The organism is Mesorhizobium sp. 131-3-5 (assembly GCF_016756575.1).
GTDB lineage: Bacteria > Pseudomonadota > Alphaproteobacteria > Rhizobiales > Rhizobiaceae > Mesorhizobium > Mesorhizobium jarvisii.
This window is the reverse complement of sequence record NZ_AP023254.1, coordinates 184,881-208,072: the sequence shown is the minus strand read 5'-3', so window position 1 is coordinate 208,072 and position 23,192 is coordinate 184,881. Positions and strand designations below refer to the sequence as shown.

At 64.8% G+C, this 23,192-nt stretch carries 20 protein-coding genes; 11 read left to right on the top strand and 9 right to left on the bottom strand.

Translation table 11 applies throughout. The features are described from left to right. Positions 1-58 precede the first annotated feature (58 nt). The 3 genes from JG747_RS00965 (at position 59) to JG747_RS00955 (ending at position 3,946) form a co-directional block, all read left to right on the top strand. Positions 59-2,578: a heavy metal translocating P-type ATPase gene (locus tag JG747_RS00965; RefSeq protein ID WP_202360973.1), complete on the top strand. Its 2,520-nt coding sequence runs from the start codon at positions 59-61 to the stop codon at positions 2,576-2,578. Between the two features lie 43 nt (positions 2,579-2,621). Continuing rightward, positions 2,622-3,011 carry a CopM family metallochaperone gene (copM, locus tag JG747_RS00960; protein WP_038651818.1) on the top strand — a complete coding sequence of 130 codons (390 nt, stop codon included), beginning with the start codon at positions 2,622-2,624 and terminating at the stop codon, positions 3,009-3,011. An 89-nt stretch (positions 3,012-3,100) separates the two neighbouring features. After that, a complete protein-coding gene (locus tag JG747_RS00955; protein ID WP_019862898.1) occupies positions 3,101-3,946 on the top strand; it encodes an aldo/keto reductase in 846 nt (281 codons plus the stop codon). Here the strand turns inward: JG747_RS00955 and mutS are convergent, their stop codons facing one another. Further along, complete coding sequence (gene mutS, locus JG747_RS00950; RefSeq protein ID WP_202360972.1) at positions 3,947-6,673, bottom strand: DNA mismatch repair protein MutS; 2,727 nt, start codon at positions 6,671-6,673, stop codon at positions 3,947-3,949. Positions 6,674-6,887: 214 nt separating this feature from the next. Between mutS and JG747_RS00945 the strand changes: the two genes are divergently transcribed. Together JG747_RS00945 and JG747_RS00940 are read left to right on the top strand one after the other, a co-directional pair. Continuing rightward, positions 6,888-9,167: an NADP-dependent malic enzyme gene (locus tag JG747_RS00945; RefSeq protein WP_202360971.1), complete on the top strand. Its 2,280-nt coding sequence runs from the start codon at positions 6,888-6,890 to the stop codon at positions 9,165-9,167. Between the two features lie 177 nt (positions 9,168-9,344). Continuing rightward, on the top strand, positions 9,345-10,430 hold the full coding sequence (locus JG747_RS00940) for a sensor domain-containing diguanylate cyclase (protein WP_019862901.1): 1,086 nt from the start codon (positions 9,345-9,347) through the stop codon (positions 10,428-10,430). Positions 10,431-10,442: 12 nt separating this feature from the next. On the opposite strand, the gene JG747_RS00935 is transcribed toward JG747_RS00940, so the two are convergent. Then, entirely contained in the window at positions 10,443-11,135 is a 693-nt protein-coding gene (locus tag JG747_RS00935; protein WP_202360970.1) for an antitoxin Xre/MbcA/ParS-like domain-containing protein, read from the bottom strand. A gap of 529 nt (positions 11,136-11,664) precedes the next feature. On the opposite strand from JG747_RS00935, the gene JG747_RS00930 reads away from it, so the two are divergent. Further along, on the top strand, positions 11,665-12,600 hold the full coding sequence (locus tag JG747_RS00930) for an IS110 family transposase (RefSeq protein WP_010910050.1): 936 nt from the start codon (positions 11,665-11,667) through the stop codon (positions 12,598-12,600). 71 nt (positions 12,601-12,671) lie between these two features. Here JG747_RS00930 and JG747_RS00925 read toward each other — a convergent pair whose 3' ends face one another. Continuing rightward, on the bottom strand, positions 12,672-13,664 hold the full coding sequence (locus JG747_RS00925; protein ID WP_027047691.1) for an adenosine kinase: 993 nt from the start codon (positions 13,662-13,664) through the stop codon (positions 12,672-12,674). Positions 13,665-13,907: 243 nt separating this feature from the next. On the opposite strand from JG747_RS00925, the gene JG747_RS00920 reads away from it, so the two are divergent. Further along, complete coding sequence (locus tag JG747_RS00920; protein WP_202360969.1) at positions 13,908-14,810, top strand: DMT family transporter; 903 nt, start codon at positions 13,908-13,910, stop codon at positions 14,808-14,810. Between the two features lie 94 nt (positions 14,811-14,904). After that, positions 14,905-15,603 (top strand): sulfate transporter family protein, encoded by a 699-nt coding sequence (locus JG747_RS00915; RefSeq protein ID WP_202360968.1) that lies wholly within the window; start codon positions 14,905-14,907, stop codon positions 15,601-15,603. A 27-nt stretch (positions 15,604-15,630) separates the two neighbouring features. Here JG747_RS00915 and JG747_RS00910 read toward each other — a convergent pair whose 3' ends face one another. From JG747_RS00910 to JG747_RS00890, 5 genes are all read right to left on the bottom strand, one after another. Then, positions 15,631-16,434, bottom strand: a complete 804-nt coding sequence (locus tag JG747_RS00910) for an isocitrate lyase/PEP mutase family protein (protein ID WP_202360967.1) — start codon at positions 16,432-16,434, stop codon at positions 15,631-15,633. A 73-nt stretch (positions 16,435-16,507) separates the two neighbouring features. Next, positions 16,508-17,362, bottom strand: coding sequence for a hypothetical protein (locus tag JG747_RS00905; RefSeq protein WP_202360966.1), 855 nt, complete (start codon positions 17,360-17,362; stop codon positions 16,508-16,510). A 71-nt stretch (positions 17,363-17,433) separates the two neighbouring features. Further along, a complete protein-coding gene (locus tag JG747_RS00900) occupies positions 17,434-18,093 on the bottom strand; it encodes an HAD family hydrolase (RefSeq protein WP_010913149.1) in 660 nt (219 codons plus the stop codon). Then, the gene (gene dut / locus JG747_RS00895; protein ID WP_123168781.1) at positions 18,093-18,578 is read right to left on the bottom strand and encodes a dUTP diphosphatase; all 486 of its coding nucleotides are present in this window, start codon (positions 18,576-18,578) and stop codon (positions 18,093-18,095) included. Before dut ends, JG747_RS00900 begins: the two co-directional genes overlap by 1 nt. A gap of 96 nt (positions 18,579-18,674) precedes the next feature. Continuing rightward, a complete protein-coding gene (locus tag JG747_RS00890; protein WP_202360965.1) occupies positions 18,675-19,145 on the bottom strand; it encodes an Lrp/AsnC family transcriptional regulator in 471 nt (156 codons plus the stop codon). 113 nt (positions 19,146-19,258) lie between these two features. Between JG747_RS00890 and JG747_RS00885 the strand changes: the two genes are divergently transcribed. From JG747_RS00885 to JG747_RS00875, 3 genes are all read left to right on the top strand, one after another. Next, positions 19,259-19,507: a DUF6356 family protein gene (locus tag JG747_RS00885; RefSeq protein WP_019862916.1), complete on the top strand. Its 249-nt coding sequence runs from the start codon at positions 19,259-19,261 to the stop codon at positions 19,505-19,507. Between the two features lie 15 nt (positions 19,508-19,522). Next, on the top strand, positions 19,523-20,323 hold the full coding sequence (locus tag JG747_RS00880; protein WP_019862917.1) for a class II glutamine amidotransferase: 801 nt from the start codon (positions 19,523-19,525) through the stop codon (positions 20,321-20,323). A 319-nt stretch (positions 20,324-20,642) separates the two neighbouring features. Then, complete coding sequence (locus tag JG747_RS00875) at positions 20,643-22,016, top strand: amidase (protein WP_027047694.1); 1,374 nt, start codon at positions 20,643-20,645, stop codon at positions 22,014-22,016. Here the strand turns inward: JG747_RS00875 and JG747_RS00870 are convergent. Further along, positions 22,010-23,083: an NAD(P)/FAD-dependent oxidoreductase gene (locus tag JG747_RS00870; protein WP_019862919.1), complete on the bottom strand. Its 1,074-nt coding sequence runs from the start codon at positions 23,081-23,083 to the stop codon at positions 22,010-22,012. The two genes, JG747_RS00875 and JG747_RS00870, sit on opposite strands and share 7 nt — an antisense overlap. Between the last annotated feature and the right edge of the window lie 109 nt (positions 23,084-23,192).

Sequence of the window (23,192 nt, the reverse complement as noted above, 5' to 3'; positions counted from 1 at the left end):
TTCCAGTTACTGGAAGCACTACCTCCGCGATCAGGCAGAGGCATAGAGGCATTTTGGAATGACGCACCCAGACCATGACCATCGCGGCGATCACCACGCACAAGGCGCGCACGGCAGTTGTTGCGCGCCGAAAGGCGCCGATACTGCAGCCGTTCTGCGCGATCCGGTCTGCGGCATGACCGTGGATCCAGCCGTCGGCAAGCCGACATCGGAGCATGGCGGTCGCCTCTACCATTTCTGCAGCGAGCGCTGCCGTTCGAAATTCCAGGCCGAGCCGGAACAATACCTCACGGCCACCGACCCCGTCTGTGGCATGAGCGTCGACCGTGCCACAGCCAGGCACTTCGTGCGCCATGAAGGCCAGGGCTTCTATTTCTGTTCCGCCGGCTGCAAGGCGAAATTCGAGGCGGCACCGCAGACTTATCTCGGCGACAGGCCGGCACCGCCGCCCGCGCCCAAGGGCACGCAGTACACCTGCCCGATGCATCCCGAAATCGTCCGCGACAAGCCCGGCTCCTGCCCGATCTGTGGCATGGCGCTTGAGCCGATGGGCGTGCCATCGGGCGATGAAGGGCCAAATCCCGAACTGGTCGATTTCACCAGGCGGTTCTGGGTCAGCGCAGTCCTGTCGATCCCGCTTCTGATCGTCGCGATGGCGCCAATGATTGGAGTGTCGTTCGAAAGCTGGGTCGATGATCGCACAAAGGTCTGGATAGAATTGCTCCTGGCAAGCCCGGTGGTGCTCTGGGCCGCTTTTCCCTTCTTCCACCGTGGCTGGGAGTCTGTCCTCAACCGCAGCCCCAACATGTGGACGCTGATTTCGCTAGGCGTCGGCGCGGCCTACATCTACAGCGTCGTCGCCACCCTGTTTCCGGACATCTTCCCGCATCAGTTCCGCGGCCATGGCGGCGCGGTGCCGGTCTATTTCGAGGCCGCCGCCGTTATTGTCGCGCTGGTTTTCCTCGGCCAGGTGCTGGAATTGCGTGCCCGCGAAAAGACCGGGTCGGCAATCCGCGCCTTGCTCGATCTGGCGCCGAAGACCGCGCGCCGTATGGCCGAAGACGGTTCCGAGGCCGATGTGCCGCTGAACAGCGTCAAGGCTGGCGATCGCCTGCGTATCCGGCCCGGTGATGCCGTGCCGGTCGACGGCACGGTGCTCGAAGGCCGCTCCTCCATCGACGAATCGATGATCACGGGCGAGCCGCTGCCGGTCGAAAAGGCCGAGGGCGACGCTCTCACCGGCGGCACGCTCAACAAACAAGGTTCGCTGATCATGCGTGCCGAACGGATCGGCGCAGAGACCACGCTGGCGCGCATCGTCGAACTCGTCGCCAAGGCACAGCGCTCGCGCGCGCCGATCCAGGGGCTGGCAGACCGCGTTTCCTTCTACTTTGTCCCGGCCGTCGTCCTTGTCGCCGTTGTGGCCTTCATCGCCTGGGCCGTCTTCGGCCCCGAGCCCAGCCTGATCTTCGCCATCGTCTCGGCGGTCTCGGTGCTGATCATCGCCTGTCCCTGTGCGCTTGGCCTCGCCACGCCGATGTCGATCATGACCGCCACCGGACGCGGGGCGCATGCTGGCGTGCTGATCAAGGAAGCCGCCGCGCTCGAACGCTTCGCCTCCGTCGACACGCTGATCGTCGACAAGACCGGCACGCTGACCGAGGGCAGACCGAAACTGACGGATGTCGTCGTGGCAACCGGCTTTTCCGAAGACGAATTGCTGGGGCTCGCCGCGAGCCTGGAGAAGGGCTCGGAACATCCGCTGGCCGACGCCATCGTCGAGGGCGCCGCGGCGCGCGGTGCGACCGTCACCGACGCCGGCGATTTCGAGGCGGTTACCGGCAAGGGTGTTTCCGGCACGGTGTCGGGTAAGGCCGTCGCGCTCGGCAATGCCGCGATGATGGGCGATCTCGGCGTTGACGTTTCCGCCGTTTCGGCCGGCGCAGAAGCGCTGCAGGGCGATGGCAAGACGGCGATGTTCGTCGCTGTCGGCGGCAGACTGGCCGGCATCGTCGCCGTCGCCGATCCCATCAAGGCGACGACCGCCGAGGCGATCAAGGCGCTGCATGACAGCGGACTCAGGATCATCATGGCGACCGGCGACAATGAGCGCACGGCCAACGCAATCGCCAAAAGCCTCGGCATCGACGAGGTTCGCGCCGGCCTGTTGCCGGAACAGAAGGCAGCCCTGGTCGAGGAACTGCGCGGCAGGGGCGCCGGCGTCGCCATGGCCGGCGACGGCGTCAACGATGCGCCGGCCTTGGCCAGCGCCGATGTCGGCATCGCCATGGGCACCGGCGCCGATGTCGCGGTCGAAAGCGCCGGCATCACTTTGGTCAAGGGCGACCTCAACGGCATCGTGCGCGCCCGCACGCTGGCCCAGGCGACGATCGGCAACATCCGCCAGAACCTGTTCTTCGCCTTCCTCTACAATGTCCTTGGCGTGCCCGTCGCCGCAGGCGTGCTCTATCCGCTCACCGGCATGCTTTTGTCGCCGATGCTGGCGGCAGCGGCGATGAGCCTGTCTTCCGTCTCGGTCATCGCCAACGCATTGCGGCTGCGAACGTTGAAACTCTGATCCAAACCCCCAAATACGAAACTCAACCAACAGGAGACCATGAATGACCTTGGCCAAGAAACTCGTGCTTTTGCTGATGGCGGCGGGAATGCTGCTCGCCGTCTTCCTCGAAAGCGTTCCGGCGCAGAGCGAAGAGATGAAACACGACATGGCTGGCATGTCGATGGGTGCGCAAAGCCCTGCCACCGTTGGCTACAAGAAGGCGATGGACAAGATGCACAAGGACATGATGGTCAAATACACCGGCAATGCCGATGTCGATTTTATCAGGGGCATGATCCCGCACCACCAGGGCGCCATCGACATGGCCAAGGTCGAGCTTGCCAACGGTAAGGACCCGGAAATCCGCAAGCTCGCCGAAGGCGTCATCGCCGCGCAGGAAGCCGAGATCAAGCAGATGCAGGATTGGCTCGCCGCGCATCCAGTGAAGTGAGCCTTTCGCGACGGGGAGATTTGGGCGAGAACGCCTCTGGATTCTCTCGCCCGCCCTGTGATGCGATTCGGCCTCAAACGGAGCCTGCCATGCCATCCACCATCAGAACCACCACGCTGCCTTCTGGCGAAGCCATTCAAGTGCTCGGCCAGGGCACGTGGAAGATGGGTGAGGATTCGCGTCGCCGTGCCGATGAGGTCAACGCTCTCAAACTCGGCCTCGATCTTGGCCTCACGCTGATCGACACCGCCGAAATGTATGCCAGCGGCGGCGCCGAGGAAGTGGTGGCGCAAGCCATTGCCGGGCGCCGCGCCGAGGTCTTCGTGGTCTCGAAAGTTCTGCCATCGAACGCGTCGCGCGCCGGCGTGCAGCGCGCCTGCGAGAACAGCCTGAAGCGCCTGCGCACCGACCGCATCGATCTCTATCTCCTGCATTGGCCGGGCAGCGTGCCTTTGGCGGAGACGGTCGAAGCCTTCGAGGCCTTGAGGAGGGCCGGCAAGATCCGCCATTGGGGCGTCAGCAATTTCGACACCGAGGACATGGAGGACCTGGCCGGTTTGCCCGACGGTGGCAACGTCCAGACCAACCAGGTGCTTTACAATCTGGTCCGACGTGGCCCCGAATTCGATCTGGCGCCCTGGAGCCGCAAGCGCGGCATCCCTTTGATGGCCTATTCGCCGGTCGAGCAGGGCGCGCTGGCACGCAATACTGGGCTTGACGCCGTCGCCGCCCGCCACAATGCGACCGCGGCACAAATCGCCCTGGCCTGGGTGATGCAGCAGGAAGGCGTCATCGCCATTCCGAAAGCCAGCAGCCAGGAGCACGTCCGCCAGAATTTTGCGGCGCTCGACATAAAGCTCACAGCTGGGGATCTCGCCGATCTCGACCGTGCGTTCCCGCCACCGACGCGCAAGCGTGGGCTGGAGATGATCTAATTACTTCCCCGCCAGTCCCTTCAGCCGGTAAAGCGCTTCCAGCGCTTCCCTCGGCGTCATCTCGTCGGGGTTGATCTCGCCCAGCGCGGCGCCGAGCGCGTCGCTCTTCACCGGCTTCGGCGCCTCCCGCTTCATGGCCACGGAAAACAGCGGCAGGTCGTCGACCAGCCGGTTGGTCTTGCCGGAAACCTCGCCTTCCTCCAACTGGTGCAGCACCTGCTTGGCCCGGTCGACCACCGCTTCCGGCAGGCCGGCGAGCCGCGCCACCTGCACGCCATAGGAGCGGTCGGCGGCACCCTTGCCGACCTCGTGCAGGAAGACGACGTCGCCTTCCCATTCCTTGACCCGCATGGTGACGTTGTGGAGCCGCGCCAGCTTGCCGGCGAGCGAGGTCATTTCGTGGAAATGGGTGGCGAAGATCGCCCGGCAGCGGTTCTTCTCATGCAGGTACTCCACCGCCGCCCAGGCGATCGACAGGCCGTCGAAGGTGGCGGTGCCGCGGCCGATCTCGTCGAGGATCACCAGCGCCCGTTCGCCGGCCTGGTTGAGGATCGCCGCCGTCTCGACCATCTCGACCATGAAGGTCGAACGGCCGCGCGCCAGATCGTCCGAGGCGCCGACTCGCGAGAACAGCCGGTCGACGACGCCGATATGGGCCGATGTTGCCGGCACGAAGGAGCCGGTCTGGGCCAGGATGGCGATCAGCGCGTTCTGCCGCAGGAACGTCGATTTACCGCCCATGTTCGGGCCGGTCAGCAGCCAGATCGCGCCGTTCTTGGCGTTCCCCTCCGGCGACAGGTCGCAATCATTGGCGACGAACGGCCCGTCGCCGGAACGGCGCAAGGCCTGCTCGACAACCGGATGCCGGCCGCCGGAGATTTCGAAGGCAAGGCTGGAATCCACCACCGGCCGGCACCAGGCTTCGCTTTCCGAAAGCAGCGCCAGTGCCGCCGAGACATCGATCGCTGCCAGCGCATCGGCGCCGGCACGGATCTTTTCCGCCTCGCCGACGGCTTGCGCCGTCAGCGCATCGAACGCCGCCAGTTCGATGCTGAGCGCCCGGTCTGCCGCGTTGGCGATCTTGGTCTCGAGTTCGGCAAGCTCCGTCGTGGTGAAGCGCATGGCATTGGCCATGGTCTGGCGGTGGATGAAGCGCGCCTTGGCGCCATCGCTGCCGGTCATGATCGCATGATGGTTGGCGGTCACCTCGATGTAGTAACCCAGCACATTGTTGTGCCGGATCTTCAGGGAACGGATGCCGGTCTCCTCGATCAGCGAGCGCTCCAGCCCGGCGATCACTTTTCGCGATTCGTCGCGCAACGCCCGCATCTCGTCGAGTTCCGGGTGGTAGCCGCCGCGCAGGAAGCCGCCGTCGCGCTTGAGCAGCGGCAATTCCTCGCCGAGCGCCTGCGTCAGATGCTGGGCAAGCGCCTGCGGCAGTGCCTGGATGGCGGCCATCGCGTCCGCCAGTTCCTGGGGCAGGGCGGTTGCGGCGAAGATTTCGACGATGGCGCCGGCCGCCTCGAAACCGGCGCGTAGTGCGCCGAGGTCGCGCGGGCCACCGCGGTTGAGCGCCAGCCGGGACAGCGCACGCGGCATGTCGGCGACGCTTTTCAGGCTCGTCCGCACCGCCTGGCAAAGCCGGGTTTCGGAGCGGAAGAACGACACCGAGTCCAGGCGTGCGCCAATCGCCGCCGGGTCGGTCAGCGGCGCCATCAACCGGTCGGCGAGCAGCCTTGCGCCGCCGCCGGTCACCGTGCGGTCGATCGCCTTGAACAGCGAGCCCTCGCGGCTGCCGGACAGCGTGCGTAAGAGTTCGAGATTGCCGCGCGTCGCCGGATCGATGAACAGGGTCGAGCCCTGCTCCTCGCGCTCCGGCCGCGACAAAGGCGGCCGCTCGGCCTTCTGCGTCTTCTCGACATAGGCGATGGCGCCCGAGATCGCCGACAGTTCGGCGCGCGAGAACGTGCCGAAACTGTCCGGCGTCGCCACGTCGAAGAAGCGGGCGATGCGCCCGGTGGCCGAGGCAGAATCGAACAGCGACGGCGGCTGTGGATTTGCGACGCGGCCGAGCACGTCGAACACCGGCCTCAGTTCGGGATCATGGAACACCGGCTCGGCGACGATCAGCTCGCGCGGATCGACACGGAAAATGTCGGCCAGCAGCCGGTCGGCGGTGGTCTCGGCAACGCGGAAGGCGCCGGTCGAGATGTCGATCCAGGCAATTGCGAAGGATTGGTCGCTGCCGCCCTTCACCCGGCCCAGCGCCATCAGGAAGCTCGATTCCGACGGCGCCAGCAATTTGTCCTCGGTGATGGTGCCCGGCGTCACCAGCCGCACCACGTCGCGGCGCACCACCGATTTGGAACCGCGTTTCTTGGCCTCAGCCGGATCCTCGATCTGCTCGCAGACGGCGACGCGGAATCCCTGGCCGATCAGCTTCTGCAGATAGTCGTCGGCCGCATGCACCGGCACGCCGCACATCGGGATATCGTGGCCCTGGTGCTTGCCGCGCTTGGTCAGGACGATGCCCAGCGCCCGGCTCGCCTTTTCGGCGTCGTCGAAGAACAGCTCGTAGAAATCGCCCATGCGGTAGAACAAGAGCGAATCCGGGTTCGCCGCCTTGATCTCGATGAACTGCTCCATCATCGGCGTGACGGCGGCCGTGCCGGGCGGCGGCGTCATCACCTCGGGGGCGTCGGGCTCATTCGCTAGGTGCATGTTCATGGCGCGGCACGCTAGCAGATGTGTTGGCCGGGTTTAATGCCGGAGCTTCGAAAAGCAGGGGAAGACCGAGGCGATCGTTTGCACGCAATTGTCCTTCGGCCTGCGATTCCCGCGCGCTGGCGGTTTACACGCGGCGGCGCGTGGTCTTAATTCGGACCGAAACAAAGCACCCGCTTCAAGGAGGTGCTGCACCGGCGAGGAAATCAAAAGCATCATGGCCAGGAAAACCGAGAACAACGGTCCGTCCGTCAGCGCGCAGGAAGCGCTCGAATTCCATGCGATGGGCCGGCCTGGCAAGCTGGAGATCGTCGCCACCAAGCCGATGACGACGCAGCGCGATCTGAGCCTCGCCTATTCGCCAGGCGTCGCCGTGCCGGTGCGCGCCATCGCCGAGGATCCCAGCCGCGCCTTCGACTATACGACGCGCGGCAACATGGTGGCCGTCATCTCCAACGGCACCGCCATCCTTGGCCTCGGCAATCTCGGTGCGCTGGCCTCCAAGCCGGTGATGGAGGGCAAGGCGGTGCTGTTCAAGCGCTTCGCCGATGTCGATTCCATCGACCTCGAGGTCGACACCGAGGATGCCGACGAGTTTATCAACTGCGTGCGCTTCCTCGGGCCGTCCTTCGGCGGCATCAACCTCGAGGATATCAAGGCGCCGGAGTGTTTCATCATCGAGCAGCGCCTGCGCGAGCTGATGGACATCCCGGTCTTCCACGACGACCAGCACGGCACCGCCATCATCTCGGCCGCCGGCCTGATCAACGCGCTGGAGATCACCGGCCGCGACATGAAGACCACCAGGCTGGTCTGCAACGGCGCGGGTGCCGCCGGCATCGCCTGCATCGAGCTGATGAAGGCGATGGGCTTCGCACCCGAAAACATCATCCTGTGCGACACCAAGGGCGTGGTCTTCCAGGGCCGCACCGAAGGCATGAACCAGTGGAAGTCGGCGCATGCGGTGAAAACCGAGGCACGCAGCCTTGCCGAGGCGCTCGACGGCGCAGACGTCTTCCTCGGCCTCTCGGCCAAGGGCGCGCTGACCACCGCCATGGTGCAATCGATGGCCAAGAACCCGATCATCTTCGCCATGGCCAATCCCGATCCGGAAATCACGCCGGAGGAAGTGGCCGAGATCCGCACCGACGCCATCATGGCGACGGGCCGTTCGGACTATCCGAACCAGGTCAACAACGTGCTCGGCTTCCCCTACATCTTCCGCGGCGCGCTGGATGTACGGGCGACCACCATCAATGACGACATGAAGATCGCCGCGGCCCGCGCGCTGGCCGAACTGGCGCGCCAGGACGTGCCCGACGACGTCGCCGCCGCCTATCAGGGCAACCGGCCGAAATTCGGGCCCAACTACATCATTCCGGTACCGTTCGACCCGCGGCTGATCTCCGCCATTCCGCTGGCGGTTGCCAAGGCAGCTATGGAGTCGGGCGTCGCCCGCAAGCCGATCCTCGACCTCGACCGCTATGCGCAGGAACTGTCGGCTCGCCGCGACCCGATCGCCTCGACCCTGCAGCGCATCTACGACCGCGTCCGCCGCCAGCCCAAGCGCATCGTCTTCGCCGAGGGCGAGGAGGAGCAGGTGATGCGCGCTGCCGTCTCCTATGTGAACCAGCGCCTCGGCACCGCCATCCTGCTCGGCCGCGACGACGTCATCAAGGAAAACGCCAAGCACGCCGGCATCGACCTGAACAAGCAAGGCATCGAGATCATCAATGCAAGGCTGTCGCGCCGCAACGGCATCTACACCGACTATCTCTACCAGCGCATGCAGCGCAAAGGCTTCCTGTTCCGCGACTGCCAGCGCCTGATCAACAACGACCGCAACCATTTCGCCGCCTGCATGGTGGCGCTGGGCGACGCCGACGGCATCGTCACCGGCGTGACCCGTAACTATTCCACCGCGCTCGACGACATCCGCCGCGTCATCGACGCCAAGCCCGGCCACCGCGTCATCGGCGTCTCGATCGTGCTTGCGCGGGGCAAGACCGTGCTGGTCGCCGACACCGCCGTGCACGACATGCCGAATGCCGAGCAGATCGCCGATATCGCCGAGGAAGCGGCTGGCTTTGCCCGCCGCATGGGCTACGAGCCGAGGCTCGCCATGCTCGCCTATTCCACCTTCGGCCACCCCCAGGGTGAGCGCTCCGAACGCGTCCAGGAAGCCGTGCGCATCCTCGACAAGCGCCGCGTCGATTTCGAATATGACGGCGAAATGGCCGCCGACGTCGCGCTGAATGCCCGCGCCATGGCGCAATACCCATTCATCCGCCTCACCGGCCCGGCCAATGTGCTGATCATGCCGGCCTTCCACTCGGCCTCGATCTCGACCAAGATGCTGCAGGAACTCGGCGGCTCGACGGTCATCGGCCCGTTGCTGGTCGGCCTGAACAAGCCGGTGCAGATCGTCTCGCTGAACGCCAAGGACTCGGACATCGTCAACATGGCGGCGATCGCGGCGTACACGGCGGGGACTTGAGGGCCGGTCCGCGTCGAAGGCGGAAGCCAACGATCCGGCTCTTCGAACCCGGCGGCGCTCGAAACGCCGTCGGCTCCCCATAACAGATTGATAAGATTCACCTGATATACGGAAACTCTTGCCGCATGCCGTAACGGCATCCACGGCGCGCTCAGACCGCTAAATGGGGGTGCGGCCATGAAGCATGACGGAGTTTCCGTACCCACGGCCGGCCCGGGGGTCTACCACGACGAGCGGCTGGACGCCTTGCTCAGCATTACCGGCCGCATGGACGGTTATCTCTACCGCTGCCGCAACGACGCGTCCTACACAATGCTCTATATCAGCGACGGCATCTTCACCGTCAGCGGTTATCGGCCGAGCGATTTCATCCACAATGCGGTGCGCGACTATGTCTCGGCCATCCATCCGGATGACCTGCCATCGGTCTATGCCGCCGTCGACGCCGCGCTCGAGGCGCGCTGCAACTGGAACGTCGACTACCGTATCGTGCCCAGGGCCGGCGAACCGCTCTGGGTCCGCGAGATCGGCGGCGGTGTCTGGGACAAAGCCGGCGAACTCGAATTCCTGGAGGGCTTCGTCGTCGACATCAGCGACCGCAAGGTCGTCGAGGACCTCAACGCCCAGCTGGTCCTGGATCTGAAGACCGCCAACGAGGAACTCTCCGCGCAAAAGCGCGAGATCGAGGTGGCGAAGCAGCAGAGCGACCATTCGGCCAACCACGATGCCTTGACCGACCTGCCCAACCGGCGTGCGTTCCACAACGAGCTCAAATCGGTGGTCGCCCGCTGCGGCGCCACCGGCGAGGCGGCCGGGCTGCTGTTCATCGACCTCGACCGGTTCAAGGAAGTCAATGACACGCTCGGCCACGAGGCCGGCGATGCGCTGCTGCAGCGTGTGTCGAGCCAGCTTCGCTCGATCCTGCGCAGCGCAGATTTCGTCGCCCGGCTCGGCGGCGACGAGTTCGCCTTCCTGTTCTCGGCCGACACCGAGCTGGCACGGCAGAAGGCCGTGCGCGTCGCCGAACGCATCCTGGAAAGGTTGCGAATCAAGGTCCCCGCGCCCAATGGCGCCATCCAGGTCGGTTGCACCGTTGGCGTGGCGATGTATCCGGCGGAAGCCGGCGACTCCGAAGCGCTGATCGCGCTCGCCGACCGGCTGATGTACATCGGCAAAAAGAGCGGCCGAAACCGGCTCGTCACCGCGAGCGAAATGGCGCCACAACAGCCATCGCCCAGGCCTCGTCTTCGCAAGACGGCGTAGCTATCGCCGGCTTCAGCCCGGCGCGAACGCCCGTGCCGCTTCGACGACCTCCTCGATCTGGTCCTGCCGCAGCAGGTCGATCGGAACGCGGCCGTCGAGCTGTGCCGCTGGGCGCGTCAGCCACAGCCAGGCAAGTCTCGGATTGCCTATCAGCGACTGCACGTTGCTTATGCCGGCGACCGGCCTGCCGTCGACGAACTGCGCCAGCGGGAAAACGTGCTTGCGGCCGCCCTTGCGCAAGGCGATGACGTCGCCGCGCCTCTGCCAGCGGTGCAGGGTCGAGCGGGCGATGCGCAGGTTTTCCTCCAGATAGGTCGAGCCGGCGACGCGGCCGGCCCAGTCCTCGATCAGCATCGATTCGAGGTCGTCGGACCGTGGCGGCGGGGCGAGCGTTTCATCGGCCGGCAACGCCCTCAGCATATCGGTGACGCCGGCTTCGCTGCGGCGCGCGGCTTCGGCCGCCAGCGCGCGCACGAATTTCGAGGCAAGGCCGGGAAGGTCGGCATGGATGGCGTCGATGGCGCGCTGGTGCTTTGGCGACAGCAAGGTGACGGCGGATGCTATGCTGCCGGCGATCTTGCCGACCGAGACCACGGTGGACTGGTTTATCGCTTCGTCATAATGGGCAAGCGCACGTTCGACGTCCTCCGCGACCATCTCCGCGAAGTCGTCCTGTCCAAGACCGGTTGTCTGAAATCTGCTCATGCACATGTCTTCCGGCCGCGTGCGCTCCTCCCTCAGCCGCGGCCGACTGCTGAATATCTACTGCGGAAAACGGAAATCATGGCGGCAACGGATCGCGCCGCCCGACAGCTTGCTGTCTTGCATCTTTTCAACATCCCATCTGACTGCGGGCGCCCCGAAATGTCAGTCACGGGACGCTCTCGATTTCGTGTAGGAGCGATATGTGACAACTGCGCGACGGTGAGAAGCGGTCCGCTTTTCCTTCTCCCCTTGTGGGAGAAGGTGGATTGGCGCGTAGCGCCAAGACGGATGAGGGGTGTTCCAGCTTGGCGCCGCCGCGCTCCGTCACCCACCCCTTGTATCTGCACGGAGGAGACTTTGTGCGATGGAAGCGACTGAGCCTCGAACCGGACGGCCATCCGATTCGAGGCTTGGCGAAGTCGCCCGACACCCCTGCGGCTACAACCGTGGATGAGCCTGGGATCTTCGTCTTCGTCACGCACGACCGAATAGTCGCTTGGCTCCAATCGCACGCACAAGGCAGGTTACCGTGAACACGACCCTCTGTGGAATAGATATTTCGAAAGACTGGCTCGACGCTCATATCGAGCCGATGGGAGCGGCAAACCGCTTCGCCAACGATGCGGCAGGCATCGCCGATCTGGCCGCCTGGTGTCAGAACCATGATGTCGAACTCGTCATCATGGAGGCCAGTGGCGGCTACGAACGGCTGGCCTTCCTGCTCTTGTGGGAGATGGGCCAACCCTGCGGCATGGCCAACGCGAGGAGCGTTCGCTACTTCGCCGAGGCAATGGGTTTCCTGGAGAAGACCGACAGAATCGATGCCGCCGTGATTGCCCGTTATGGTGCCGTCAAGCGGCTCAAGCCGACGCCGCCGCCGAGCGCGGCCCAGCAGCGGCTCAAGGCGCTGGTTGCGCGGCTTTCCCAGGTGGGAGGAGATCTCACCATTCAAAAGCAGCGCAAGAGCACCGCCGACGCCGAAACTATCGCCAGCCTCGATGAAGTGATCGCGCTGCTTGCGCGCCAGAGCCGCAGGCTCGAAGGTGAGATCGCCACGCTCATCGATGACGATCCGCTGTGGGCATGCCTCGACCGAGCCTTCCGCTCGCTCAAGGGTGTTGCCTCTCGCACCGTGGCGCGGCTGATGGCGCAGTTGCCGGAGATCGGCATCCTCTCCAACAAGGCCATCGCCAAGTTGGCCGGCCTGGCGCCGATCGCCAATGACAGTGGCAAGCGCAGCGGTCGAAGACCAGTGCGCGGCGGTCGGGCAGGGCCGCGCGGCGTCCTCTTTCTCGTTGCCAGCATCGTTGCCAAATATGATCCGCATCTGGCAGCTTTCAAGCAACGGTTGCAGACTGCCGGAAAGGAGAAAATGGTCATCCGCATTGCGCTCGCCCGCAAGCTGCTCGTCATTCTCAATGCAAAAGCACGCGACGCGCGTAACGAATTCGCAAATGCAACTTGACACCTCAGATAGTCGCTCATCCGTCGCCTGCGGCGACACCTTCTCCCACAGGGGGAGAAGGGAAAGGAGCTCTACAGCAACCCAGCCTGTTCCGCCTCGCGGCGCAGGTTCTGCCTTGGCCTTGGGCCGATCTGCTGGATCACCAGGCCGGCGGCCAGTGAGCCAAGGTCGCCGCAGGTCTTGAGGTCGCGGCCTTGCGTATAGCCATGCAGGAAACCGGCGGCGTAGAGATCGCCGGCGCCCGTCGTGTCGACCAGTTCCCGGATCGCCGTCGCCTGGATCACCACGGTCTCGTCGCCGCGCACGATGACCGAGCCTTTTTCCGAGCGGGTGACGGCGGCTATTCTGCAGTCCTTGCGGATCTTGGCCAGCGCCTCGTCGAAGGACGATGTCTGGTAGAGCGACTTGATCTCGTGGCTGTTGGCAAAGACGATGTCGACCGTGCCCGAGCGCATCAGCTCGAGGAATTCGTCGCGGTAGCGGTCGACGCAGAACGAATCCGACAGCGTCATGGAGACTTCGCGGCCTGCCGCATGCGCCAGCCTGGCCGTCTGCCGGATCGCCTCCTTGGCGCGCGGCGGGTCCCACAGATAGCCTTCGAAATAGGTGACCTTGGCGCCCGATGCCTTGTCGGCCTCGACATCCTCCGGCCCAAGCTCGACGCAGGCGCCGAGATAGGTGTTCATCGAGCGTTCGCCGTCGGGTGTGACGAAGATCATCGAGCGCGCCGTCGGCGGCTCGCCCGTGAGCGGCTTGGTGTCGAAGGCGACGCCCTGCGCGCGGATGTCGTGGGCGTAGATTTCGCCCAGCCCATCGTTGGAGACCTTGCCGAAGAAGGCGGCGCGGCCGCCGAAAGAGGCAACGCCGGCCGCCGTGTTGCCGGCGCTGCCGCCCGAGGCTTCGATCGCCGGACCCATGCGGCTGTAGAGCAGTTCGGCGCGGTGGGTGTCGATGAGGTTCATCGCGCCCTTGATGATGCCGTTGGTTTCGAGGAATGCCTCCTCGCACTGGGCGATGATGTCGACAATGGCATTGCCGATGCAAAGCACGTCATAATCCGGCATCAATGTCTCCGCCAAAAACCCGAGCCGGCTTCTTGCCACGCTGGCCGGGCGCGGGTTTAGCGATTCGCGGCGGCTTTGCCTAGGGCATGTTGCTATTCAGGTGATGCCGGCCTGACCTGAATTGCAACGAACCCTGGAGCGCGACACGCCAGGCGCTACGACAATTCGACCGTGGACGAAGCATTTCTTCGCGGCGTTGCCTACAAGTCAGCCCGATCGATCACATCGGAAGACGGCAGGCACATGTCCGCAAAGAACGACACGACAACCGACCTGGCATTGCTCGGTGTGCTGGCTGTGCTGTGGGGTGCTTCCTACACTTTCATCAAGATCGGCGTCGAAACCATCCCTCCGGTGACTTTCATCGCCGCCCGCACCTTGATCGCCGGCGGCATCCTGTTCGCCGTCATCCGTTGGCGCGGACTTGCGATGCCGCACGACCTGGCCATCTGGCGCCGCTTCGCCTTCCAGGCCTGCCTCAACAGCGTCATACCGTTCACGCTGATCGCCGCGGCCGAGCGCTCGGTCGATGCGGGCCTCGCCACCATCCTCAACGCGACCTCGCCGATCTTCACCTTCCTGCTGACGGCGCTCATCACCCGCCACGAGCCGGTCACGGTGCGCAAGCTGATCGGTGTCGGTGCCGGCATAGCCGGCATCTGCCTTATTGTCGGCACCGAGGCGCTGGGTGGTCTCGGCCACGAGCTGTGGGCGCAGGTCGCCATCGTCGTGGCGACGATCTGCTATGCCGGGGCCGCCATTTTCGGCCGCAGCTTCAAGGGTCTCGATCCGATGCTGCCGGCGGCAGGCTCGATGCTGTGCGGCGCGGTCATGCTGGTGCCGCTCAGCCTGGTGGTCGACCAGCCCTGGGCGCTCGCGCCATCGACGGCGTCGATCCTGGCCTTGCTCGGCCTGTCGGTGTTTTCGACCGCACTTGCCTTCGTCATCTATTTCCGCCTCATCCACACGCTGGGTTCCGTCGGCACCACGTCGCAGGCCTATCTGCGCGTGCCGATCGGCGTCGGCATCGGCGCCATCTTCCTCGGCGAAAGCCTGGGGCCGACGGCATGGCTGGGCATGGCCTTCGTCGTGGCCGGCGTCGCGGCCATGACCATTCCGGTCCGTAAGCCGGCCTTCGCCCGTTAGGCGCCCCGATTTACTTGTGCTCTAGCCTCGCGCTGCCTATCTCGGGGAGCGTCCCGCCTGTCGGCGGTGTTCGCTGACCTGGGGTTGAAGCACGGTGATTTTCGACGCTGCCCGCATTGCGGCCCTCGAGCTGCTCTCGCCGCCGTTTCGCGCCGTGTTCATCAAGACGCTGGGCCTGACCGTGCTGGCGCTGGTCGCCTTGTGGTTCGGCCTGACCAGCCTTGTCGAGTGGCTGGCTTTGCCATGGCTCCAGACCTTGCTGCCGGGCATACCGTCCTGGGCCGGCTGGCTGGGCGGCATCATAGCGGCGATAGCGCTTGCCTTCGGTATGGCGCTGCTCGTCGCGCCGGTGACGGCAGTGATCGCCGGCCTGTTCCTCGACGATGTCGCCGAAGTGGTCGAGCGCACCGACTATCCCCGCGACCCGGTCGGGCGCGCCATGCCGGCGCTGCGCTCGCTGCTGCTGGCGATAAAATTCCTCGGCGTCGTCATCCTCGGCAACATCCTGGCGCTCATGCTCCTGCTGGTGCCGGGCATCAACATCGCCGCCTTCTTCATCGTCAACGGCTATCTGCTCGGCCGCGAATTCTTCGAATTCGCCGCCATGCGCTTTCGCCCCGAGGACCAAGCCAGGGCTCTGCGTCGGCAGTATGCCGGCACAGTGTTACTCGCCGGCCTGGTCATCGCGGCCTTCCTTGCCGTGCCGCTGCTTAATCTGCTGACGCCGCTCTTCGCCGCCGCCATGATGGTGCATCTGCACAAGGCCATTTCGGCCCGCGAAAGTAGCCGGTGACCGCAGTCGTCATGCGACGGCCCCCGTTTAATCCTGGGACTTGCCGAACAGCGCCTGCAATTTGCCGAATGGCATGGCGGCCCGGGTGAAGCCGAACGTGCCGTCCTGCTGGATTTCGCGCGTCGCCGTCTCCAGCATGCCATAGGCGAAATTGGTCAGCCACGGTCCGAGCGAAATGCGCTTCACTCCGGCCTTTGCGAGATCGGCGATGGTGAAGCCCGGTTTCGCCATGACGTTGACCGGCTTGCTGACCGCCGAACACAGCGTGCGCACCATCTCGACGTCGCCGATCCCAGGCGCATAGAGCACGTCGGCGCCGGCCTTCTCGAAGGCCTGCAGCCGCTTGATGGTGTCGTCGAGATCGGACTTGCCCCATAGGAAATTCTCGGCCCGCGCCGTGAAGACGAAATCGCGTCTCAGGGCCTGCGCCGCCTCCACCGCCGCCGCCACGCGCTCGACCGCGTGTGAGAAATCATAGATCGGCCTGTCGGGATCGCCGGTGTGGTCCTCGATCGAGCAGCCGGCAAGGCCGGCGGCTTCTGCCGCGAAGATGGTTTCGGCGGCCCGCTCGGCGCTGTCGCCCTTGCCCTTCTCTAAGTCGGCCGAGACCGGCAAGTCGGTCGCCGCCGTCACCTCGCGGCAGTGATGGATCATCTGCTCGAAGGTCACCGCGCCGTCCGGCAGGCCGCGCGAAAAGGCAAAGCCGGCGCTGGTCGTCGCCAGCGCCTTGAAGCCGAAGGATCCGAGCAGCTTGGTCGTGCCCGGATCCCAGGGATTGGGCATGACGAAAGTCGAGGCATGCAGGTCGCGAAAGATCTTGCCCTTGTCCATGAATGCTCCCCATCACGAGTGTCGTGTGGATGCTATCGCGCCGCCTTCGGCCGGGCAAATGAATGCGCTTGGTTCAGAAGCGTTTCTCGTTCTCTGCTGCCAATTTCTCGAATGCGTCGGAATCCTTGACGTAGCGCGATGTCTTCTTGTCCCAATGATAGGTGACGGAAATATCGTGCGACGACGCTTCGGGCGGCGCGTCGTCGCAGCTTTCATCGCTTGGCACGGTGCTGTCGGTCACCGTCACCTTGACGGCGGCAAAGGGCTGGCCGTCGGCGATGGTCTGGAAAGCCATATCCTGCTTGCGGCTATAGGCGCAGAGCCTTTCGTCGAACGTGTAGATCATGTCGATCATCTCGAATTTGTCGTCGCGGACCATGATCAGCGGCGTGATCACATAGCCCTGGCTCGAATTGAAATGCGTGCTCATGGTGATGAGCATGTCGTCGCCGGCGTCGATCGAAAGCTTGTTCGGTTCGCGGAAATAGGTGCTGCGGTCGAACGCGACATTGACCGCATCGAGCAGTTTCGGCTTGGCCGTGACGTCGTAGAGCGCCAGCACCGCATAACCCTCGGCGCTGTCGGGAGAATCGCCGAGGTCGAACAGCATCGCCAGCCGGTCCTTGCCGCCGGCCTTGATAGGAAGCATGGCCGCATTGGGGAAGCTGGATGTCTCCGGCGGCGAACCGCCGCCATCCGGTCCCTCGATGTGGCGCATCTCGATCGGCAATCCGCCCTTGTAGAAACCGTCCCCGTTCGCGGCGAGGCTCGGGATGACCAATTTGGCCAGGTCGAGATAGGTGACATCGTTGCGGCCGGGCAGCGGGCTGCCCAGGTCCGGAAAGCTGACGGCTTGCGCGCCAGCGGCGGTCCACAAGAACGGCAGCAACATCACGGCGAGGATGAAGCGGAAAAGGTTCGTTGGCATGGACGCCCCCCAAGATCAGGCCACTCACGCTAACACGGGTTCCAGCATCGCGCAGCCGTGCTGGAACCGGATCAGTGGATCGGCACCAGTCCGGCCAGTTCGCGCATGTCGTCGAACAGGATGCCGCCGGCCTCGATCAGGCCATCGCGGTCGGAATGGGGATCGCCATGATAGGAGAACACCCGCATGCCGGCGGTGATCCCGGCCTGCGTGCCAGCGACGCTGTCCTCGATGACGATGCAATCGGCCGGCGCGAAGCCCATGGTCTTGGCCGCATGCAGGAACAGGTCAGGGAACGGCTTGCCGCGCCCGACCATGGTCGACGAAAACATCGCATGTTCGAACAGCGGCAACAGTCCGGTCTGGCCAAGCGTGATGTGCATCTTCGAAATCCTGGCCGATGTGGCGACGCAATAGGCAATGCCGGCCGCGCGCACCGCCTCGACGAACTCGCGGACGTAAGGGATTGCCTCGACGCCATGGGAAAACAGGTCCGGCAGGCCGGCATTCCAACGCTCGACGAAATCGGCGCCGAGCCGGACTTCGGTCGTCTCCTCGATCTCTTTCTGGACCGAGGCCATGCTGCGGCCGGAGAAATTCTTGCGGCAATATTCGAAGCTTGTCGGATAGCCGGCAGCCGTCAACCATTCAGCGAGGCGTCGATTGGCGAGATTCTCCGTGTCGACGAGAATCCCGTCGCAGTCGAAGATCACAAGCTTGGGTATTTGCATCAGGCGGTGCCGGTCGATCCGAACCCGCCCGAACCGCGTGCCGTGCCGCCGGCCAGCGAACGCTCCTCGACGGCCGCCTGCGTCACAACAGCGAAAACGATCTGGGCGATGCGCATACCGCGCGTCACCGCGAAATCCTCGTCGCCGAGATTGATCAAAAGCACCTTCACCTCGCCGCGATAGTCGCTGTCGACCGTGCCGGGGGAGTTGAGCACGGTGAGGCCATGCTTGAAGGCAAGGCCGGAGCGCGGCCGCACCTGGCCTTCCATGCCTTCGGGAATCTCTAGGATCAGCCCGGTCGGCACCAAAGCCCGTTTTCCCGGCAGGATCAGCAGCGGCCGGTCGTCGGGTACCGCCGCGCGAAGATCCATGCCGGCGGCGCCGGTGCTTTCGTAGGCGGGGAGGGGAAGTCCTTCAGCATGCGGCAATCTGACGAAGCCGACGGTCGGACCGATGACGGAGGAGTTTTGGAGGGCTGCGCGCATAAAATCGATCCTATCGGCGCGATTGCCGATTCGGTCAATTCGCCCGCGCCGCTATCAACGGCTTTCTTTCAGGCATCACTATGACCTGAGCACGCTTTAGCGCACTTCCATTGGAACAATTGTCGTCTCTTTGATCTCCTCCATGACGAAGGAGGCGGACACATCGGACAGCGCCACCTTGGCGATCAGCCGCTGGTAGAGCCGGTCATAGGCTTTCACGTCGGCAACACGGGCACGCAGGACATAGTCGAGGTCGCCGGACATACGGTAGACGCCGGTGATCTCGGGAAGGCCGGTCACCGCCGCCCGAAACTTCTGCAACCAGTCGGGATCATGGTTGGACGTACGGACCAGAATGAACACCGAAAGGCCAAGCCCGAGCTTGTCGGCATCGACCAGCGCCACGCGGCCGGTGATGACGCCATCCTCCTCCAGCCGCTTGACGCGCCGCCAACAGGCATTGCGCGACAACGCCACCCGTTCCGACAGCTGGTCGACCGACAACGTGCCGTCGCGTTGCAATTCGGCGAGCAGTTTTCGATCTATTTCATCGATATCCAGCGCCATATTGGGATGTTTGTCCTGCGGAATGACAAAACACAAGGACATTTTGGGACCGATGAACCGACGAAGCGTGTCAGGATACTCATATCGGAACGCAAGCGCTGAAGGGGATCTAAATGTCGGTCGCAAGCATCTTCACTTCCCATCCGGCCAAGGTCGGCGAAACCTATTTCGGCCATATGGCCTTTGCCGCCTGGTTCTCCTCGCGCCTGCTGCTGGCGGCGGGCGCCGCGCTCGTTCACGCTTTCTTGCCATTTCTCTTCGAGACTACCGCCAGCCGAATCGTCCGCGAGCTCTACGAACGGACGCACAACAGAGGCACACACGCGACCAAGGAGCCGGCGGCTCTCATGGATCGCGCCTAGAGGACGACAGAAGCGATGTGCCGGTGGGCGGCCTATCTCGGTGAAGCGGTCTTTCTTGAAGACATTCTCACGGCGCCCTGCCACTCGCTGATCGCCCAGAGCCATTGCGCCCAGGAAGCCAAGTCGCCGACCAATGGCGACGGTTTCGGCCTCGCCTGGTATGGCGACCGGCCGCAGCCCGGCCTCTACCGCGACATCCTGCCGGCCTGGTCCGATCCCAATCTGAAGAGCCTGTGCCGGCAGATCAAATCCGGCCTGTTCCTCGCCCATGTGCGGGCCTCGACCGGCGGCGCCACCAGCCGCATGAACTGCCATCCCTTCATCTCCGGTCCCTGGTCGTTCATGCACAACGGCCAGATCGGCGGCTTTGAAAAGATCCGCCGCGCGCTGGAGAATTCGCTGTCCGACGCCGTCTTCGACCAGCGCGAAGGCACCACCGATTCCGAACTGTTCTTCCTGCTGATGATCGACGAGGGATTGGCTGGCGACCCGCAAGGCGCGGTCTCGCGCGCCACTGCCCGTGTGCTCGACGCCTCGCGCCGCGCCGGCCTCGAACCGGCACTGAAACTCACCGCCGCCTTCTCGGACGGGCAGGCGCTGCACGCGGTGCGCTATGCCACCGACGCCCATGCACCGACGCTCTACACCTCCTCCTTGCGCAAAGGCGGCGGCCGCTGCATCGTCTCCGAACCTTTCGATCGCGAGGGTGGAGACTGGCAGGCGATCCCGCCGTCGAGCTTCGTCACCATGACTGGGGATGGCATGGCCATCCGTCCTTTCGCGCCCGCATCGGCCAGGCTGGCCGTGGCCGTCTAGTCGCACTTGCAGCTACGCCGGGGGCCAGCGCCCCCCTCTGTCCTCCCGGACATCTTCCCCACGGGGGGAGATCGGATGTCGCGACGGCTTTCGCCAATCTCCAACGTTGCAAGACTGAGCGAAGCGCCGAAGCTGCTAATCTCCCACTTGTGGGGTAGATGTCCGGCAGGACAGAGGGGGGCGCCGTAGAGTACCGACCTCAACAGACGGCCGGCGCAATTCCGATCAAACGCAGCCAAGCTCCGAATGCTCAACTCCGCTTGAAGTCGTGCCGCTGTCCGCCATTTTCCAACCAAGCGGCCAAGCCGGAGCCTTGATCATGAATCCCGTCTTCTCCTCAACCGTCGAACTCGCCGCCGCCATCGCTCGGCGCAAAATCTCCGCCGTCGAAGCACTCGATGCCCATCTGGCGCAGATCGACCGGCACAATGAAGGCGTCAACGCAGTCATCTCGCTCGACAGGGAGGGCGCGTGCGAACGCGCAAAGAAGGCCGACGCGGCACTCGCGCGCGGCGCCACGCCCGGGCCGCTGCATGGCGTTCCCTTCACGCTGAAGGACATGCACGAAACCGTCGGCATGAAAACCACGGTCGGCTTCCCGCCCTTCGCCGACTATGTCGCGAGCCACGACAGCCCGGTCGTTGCGAGACTGAAGGCGGCCGGCGGTGTGCTGATGGCCAAGACCAATGTCGCCACCATGCTGTCGGACTGGCAGTCGGACAATCCGCTGTTCGGGCGCACCAGCAATCCATGGAACCTTGAGCGTACGGCGGGCGGCTCCAGCGGCGGCGCCGCGGCGGCGGTGGCGGCCGGCATGACGCCGTTCGATGTCGGCACCGACATGCAGGATTCAATCCGGCTGCCGGCCGCCTTCTGCGGCGTCTACGGCCTGAAGCCGACCGAACACCGCGTCTCGCTGGCCGGCGCCTTCCCAAATCCTGGCAATGCCGCGCGCAGCGTGCGGCTGATGTCCTGCATCGGCCCGCTGGCGCGCGGCGTGGATGACCTGTCGCTGATCTATCAAATCATCGCCGGGCCGGATGGGCGTGACGCCGATCTGGCGCCGGTGCCGGTCGAGACCACGCCGAAGCTCGACCTGAAGACATTGCGCATTGCCTTCGCGCCGTCCTTCCCCGGCTTGCCGGTGGCCGGCGCTATCGGCGTCGCGGTCGAAAAACTCGCAAGTCAGTTGCAATCGGCCGGCGCCCTCGTCGCGGAAGCGAAACTGCCCAGGCTCGACCTGCACGACGATCTCGCACAGGGCGGCGCGCTGATCGGCATGATGATGGAGGCCGCACAGCCGGAGCCGCCGGAGCGCCCGACACCGATCTCGCGCTGGTTCAAAGCGCTCGCCCGCCGCGACACATCCATTCTCGCCTGGGATCGGTTTTTCGACGACTGGGACGCGCTGCTCTGCCCGGTGGCGATGACCACGGCCTTTCCACATTGCGAGCCGGGCACGCCGCTCAAGGTCGACGGCGAGGATCAGGACTACTGGATGCTGCCGGCCTATGGCGCCGTCTTCAACTACGGCGGCCATCCGGCACTTTCGATGCCATGCGGAGAAGACCGCGACGGCCTGCCGATCGGCCTGCAACTGGTCGGCAAACGCTGGTCGGAGGCGCGGCTTCTTGGTGTCGCGGCGGCCATTGAGCCGCTTACCGGGGGCTTGCGCCGCCCGCCGGCCTATTGAGCAAAGCGCGACAGCCCATAGGGCGCCAGCAGCGGGTCGCGCTCGCCGTCGAGGATTTCCCGGGCCGCAAACAGGCCGACGGCCGGCGCCAGCGTGATGCCCGAATGCATCACCGCGACATAGAGCCCGTCCATGCCCTCGGCGCGGCCGATGATCGGAAAGCCGTCGATCGGATGGGGGCGGTAGCCGATGGTGTGGAAATCGAGTTCCAGCCCCTCGGCGCCGCGCAACGCCGCCTTCGTCACCGCGAACAGGTCGCGCGCCGTCGCTTCGGGGTTCTGGCCGGGATCGCCGCCGGCGAAATCCGAGCCGGCGATGATGCGGCCCTCGGCCGTCTGGCGCACATGCAGCCTCTCGGCGTGCACCAGGCCGTTGAGCAGCTTCTTGTGGGGTCGCGAATGGACGATCAGGCCGGGCGGCGTTTCGATCGGCAGCTTGATGCCGGCCGTCGCGGCGATGTCCGGAGAGCCGACGCCAGCGGCGATCACCACCTCGTCGGCGGCAATCAGCCCGTGAGATGTGTCCACGCCGGTCGTCCTGCCGTTGGCCTGGGCCAGCGCCGAGACCGTGCTGGCAATGACCCCCGCGCCATGCCGTTCGGCATCCGCCAGCAAGGCCCTGGCCGTCGCAACCGGCTCGGCCACGCCTTCCTCCGCGACATAAACAGCGAATTCAGGAGGCTCGACGAGGTTGGGTTCGATTTGCGCCGCCCGCTCGCGGCCAACGCGTTCGATGCCGTAGCCCCATGAAGAATGTTCGGCCGCGTAGGCTTCGAGCCGGTCGGCCGGCAGGTCCCAGCATAGCCCGCCGCACCAGGCGAGCGGCAGCCCAGGCAACTCGTTCGCCAGTCGCCTCCACTCGGCCATGGCGCGGGTGCGCAGCCGGAAATAGATTTCGGGGTTACCCCAGCTGGCGTTGATCCAGGCAAACGAATTGGGCGTCGCGACACCACCCGCGCCGCTTTCGGAAATGACCGTGACCTGCGCTCCTGCCCTGGTCAGATGCCAGGCGATCGAGGCGCCGATAATGCCGGCGCCTATGACGATCACTTGTTTCACCGCAGCCATGTTCACTCCTTTACCTGTTGTCCGCCGAGGACGCTCTTGCAGTGCCACCCCATTCGTCGCTTGCCAACATCGGACACGGTAAAAATATGCGCTTGACATCAATACGTAC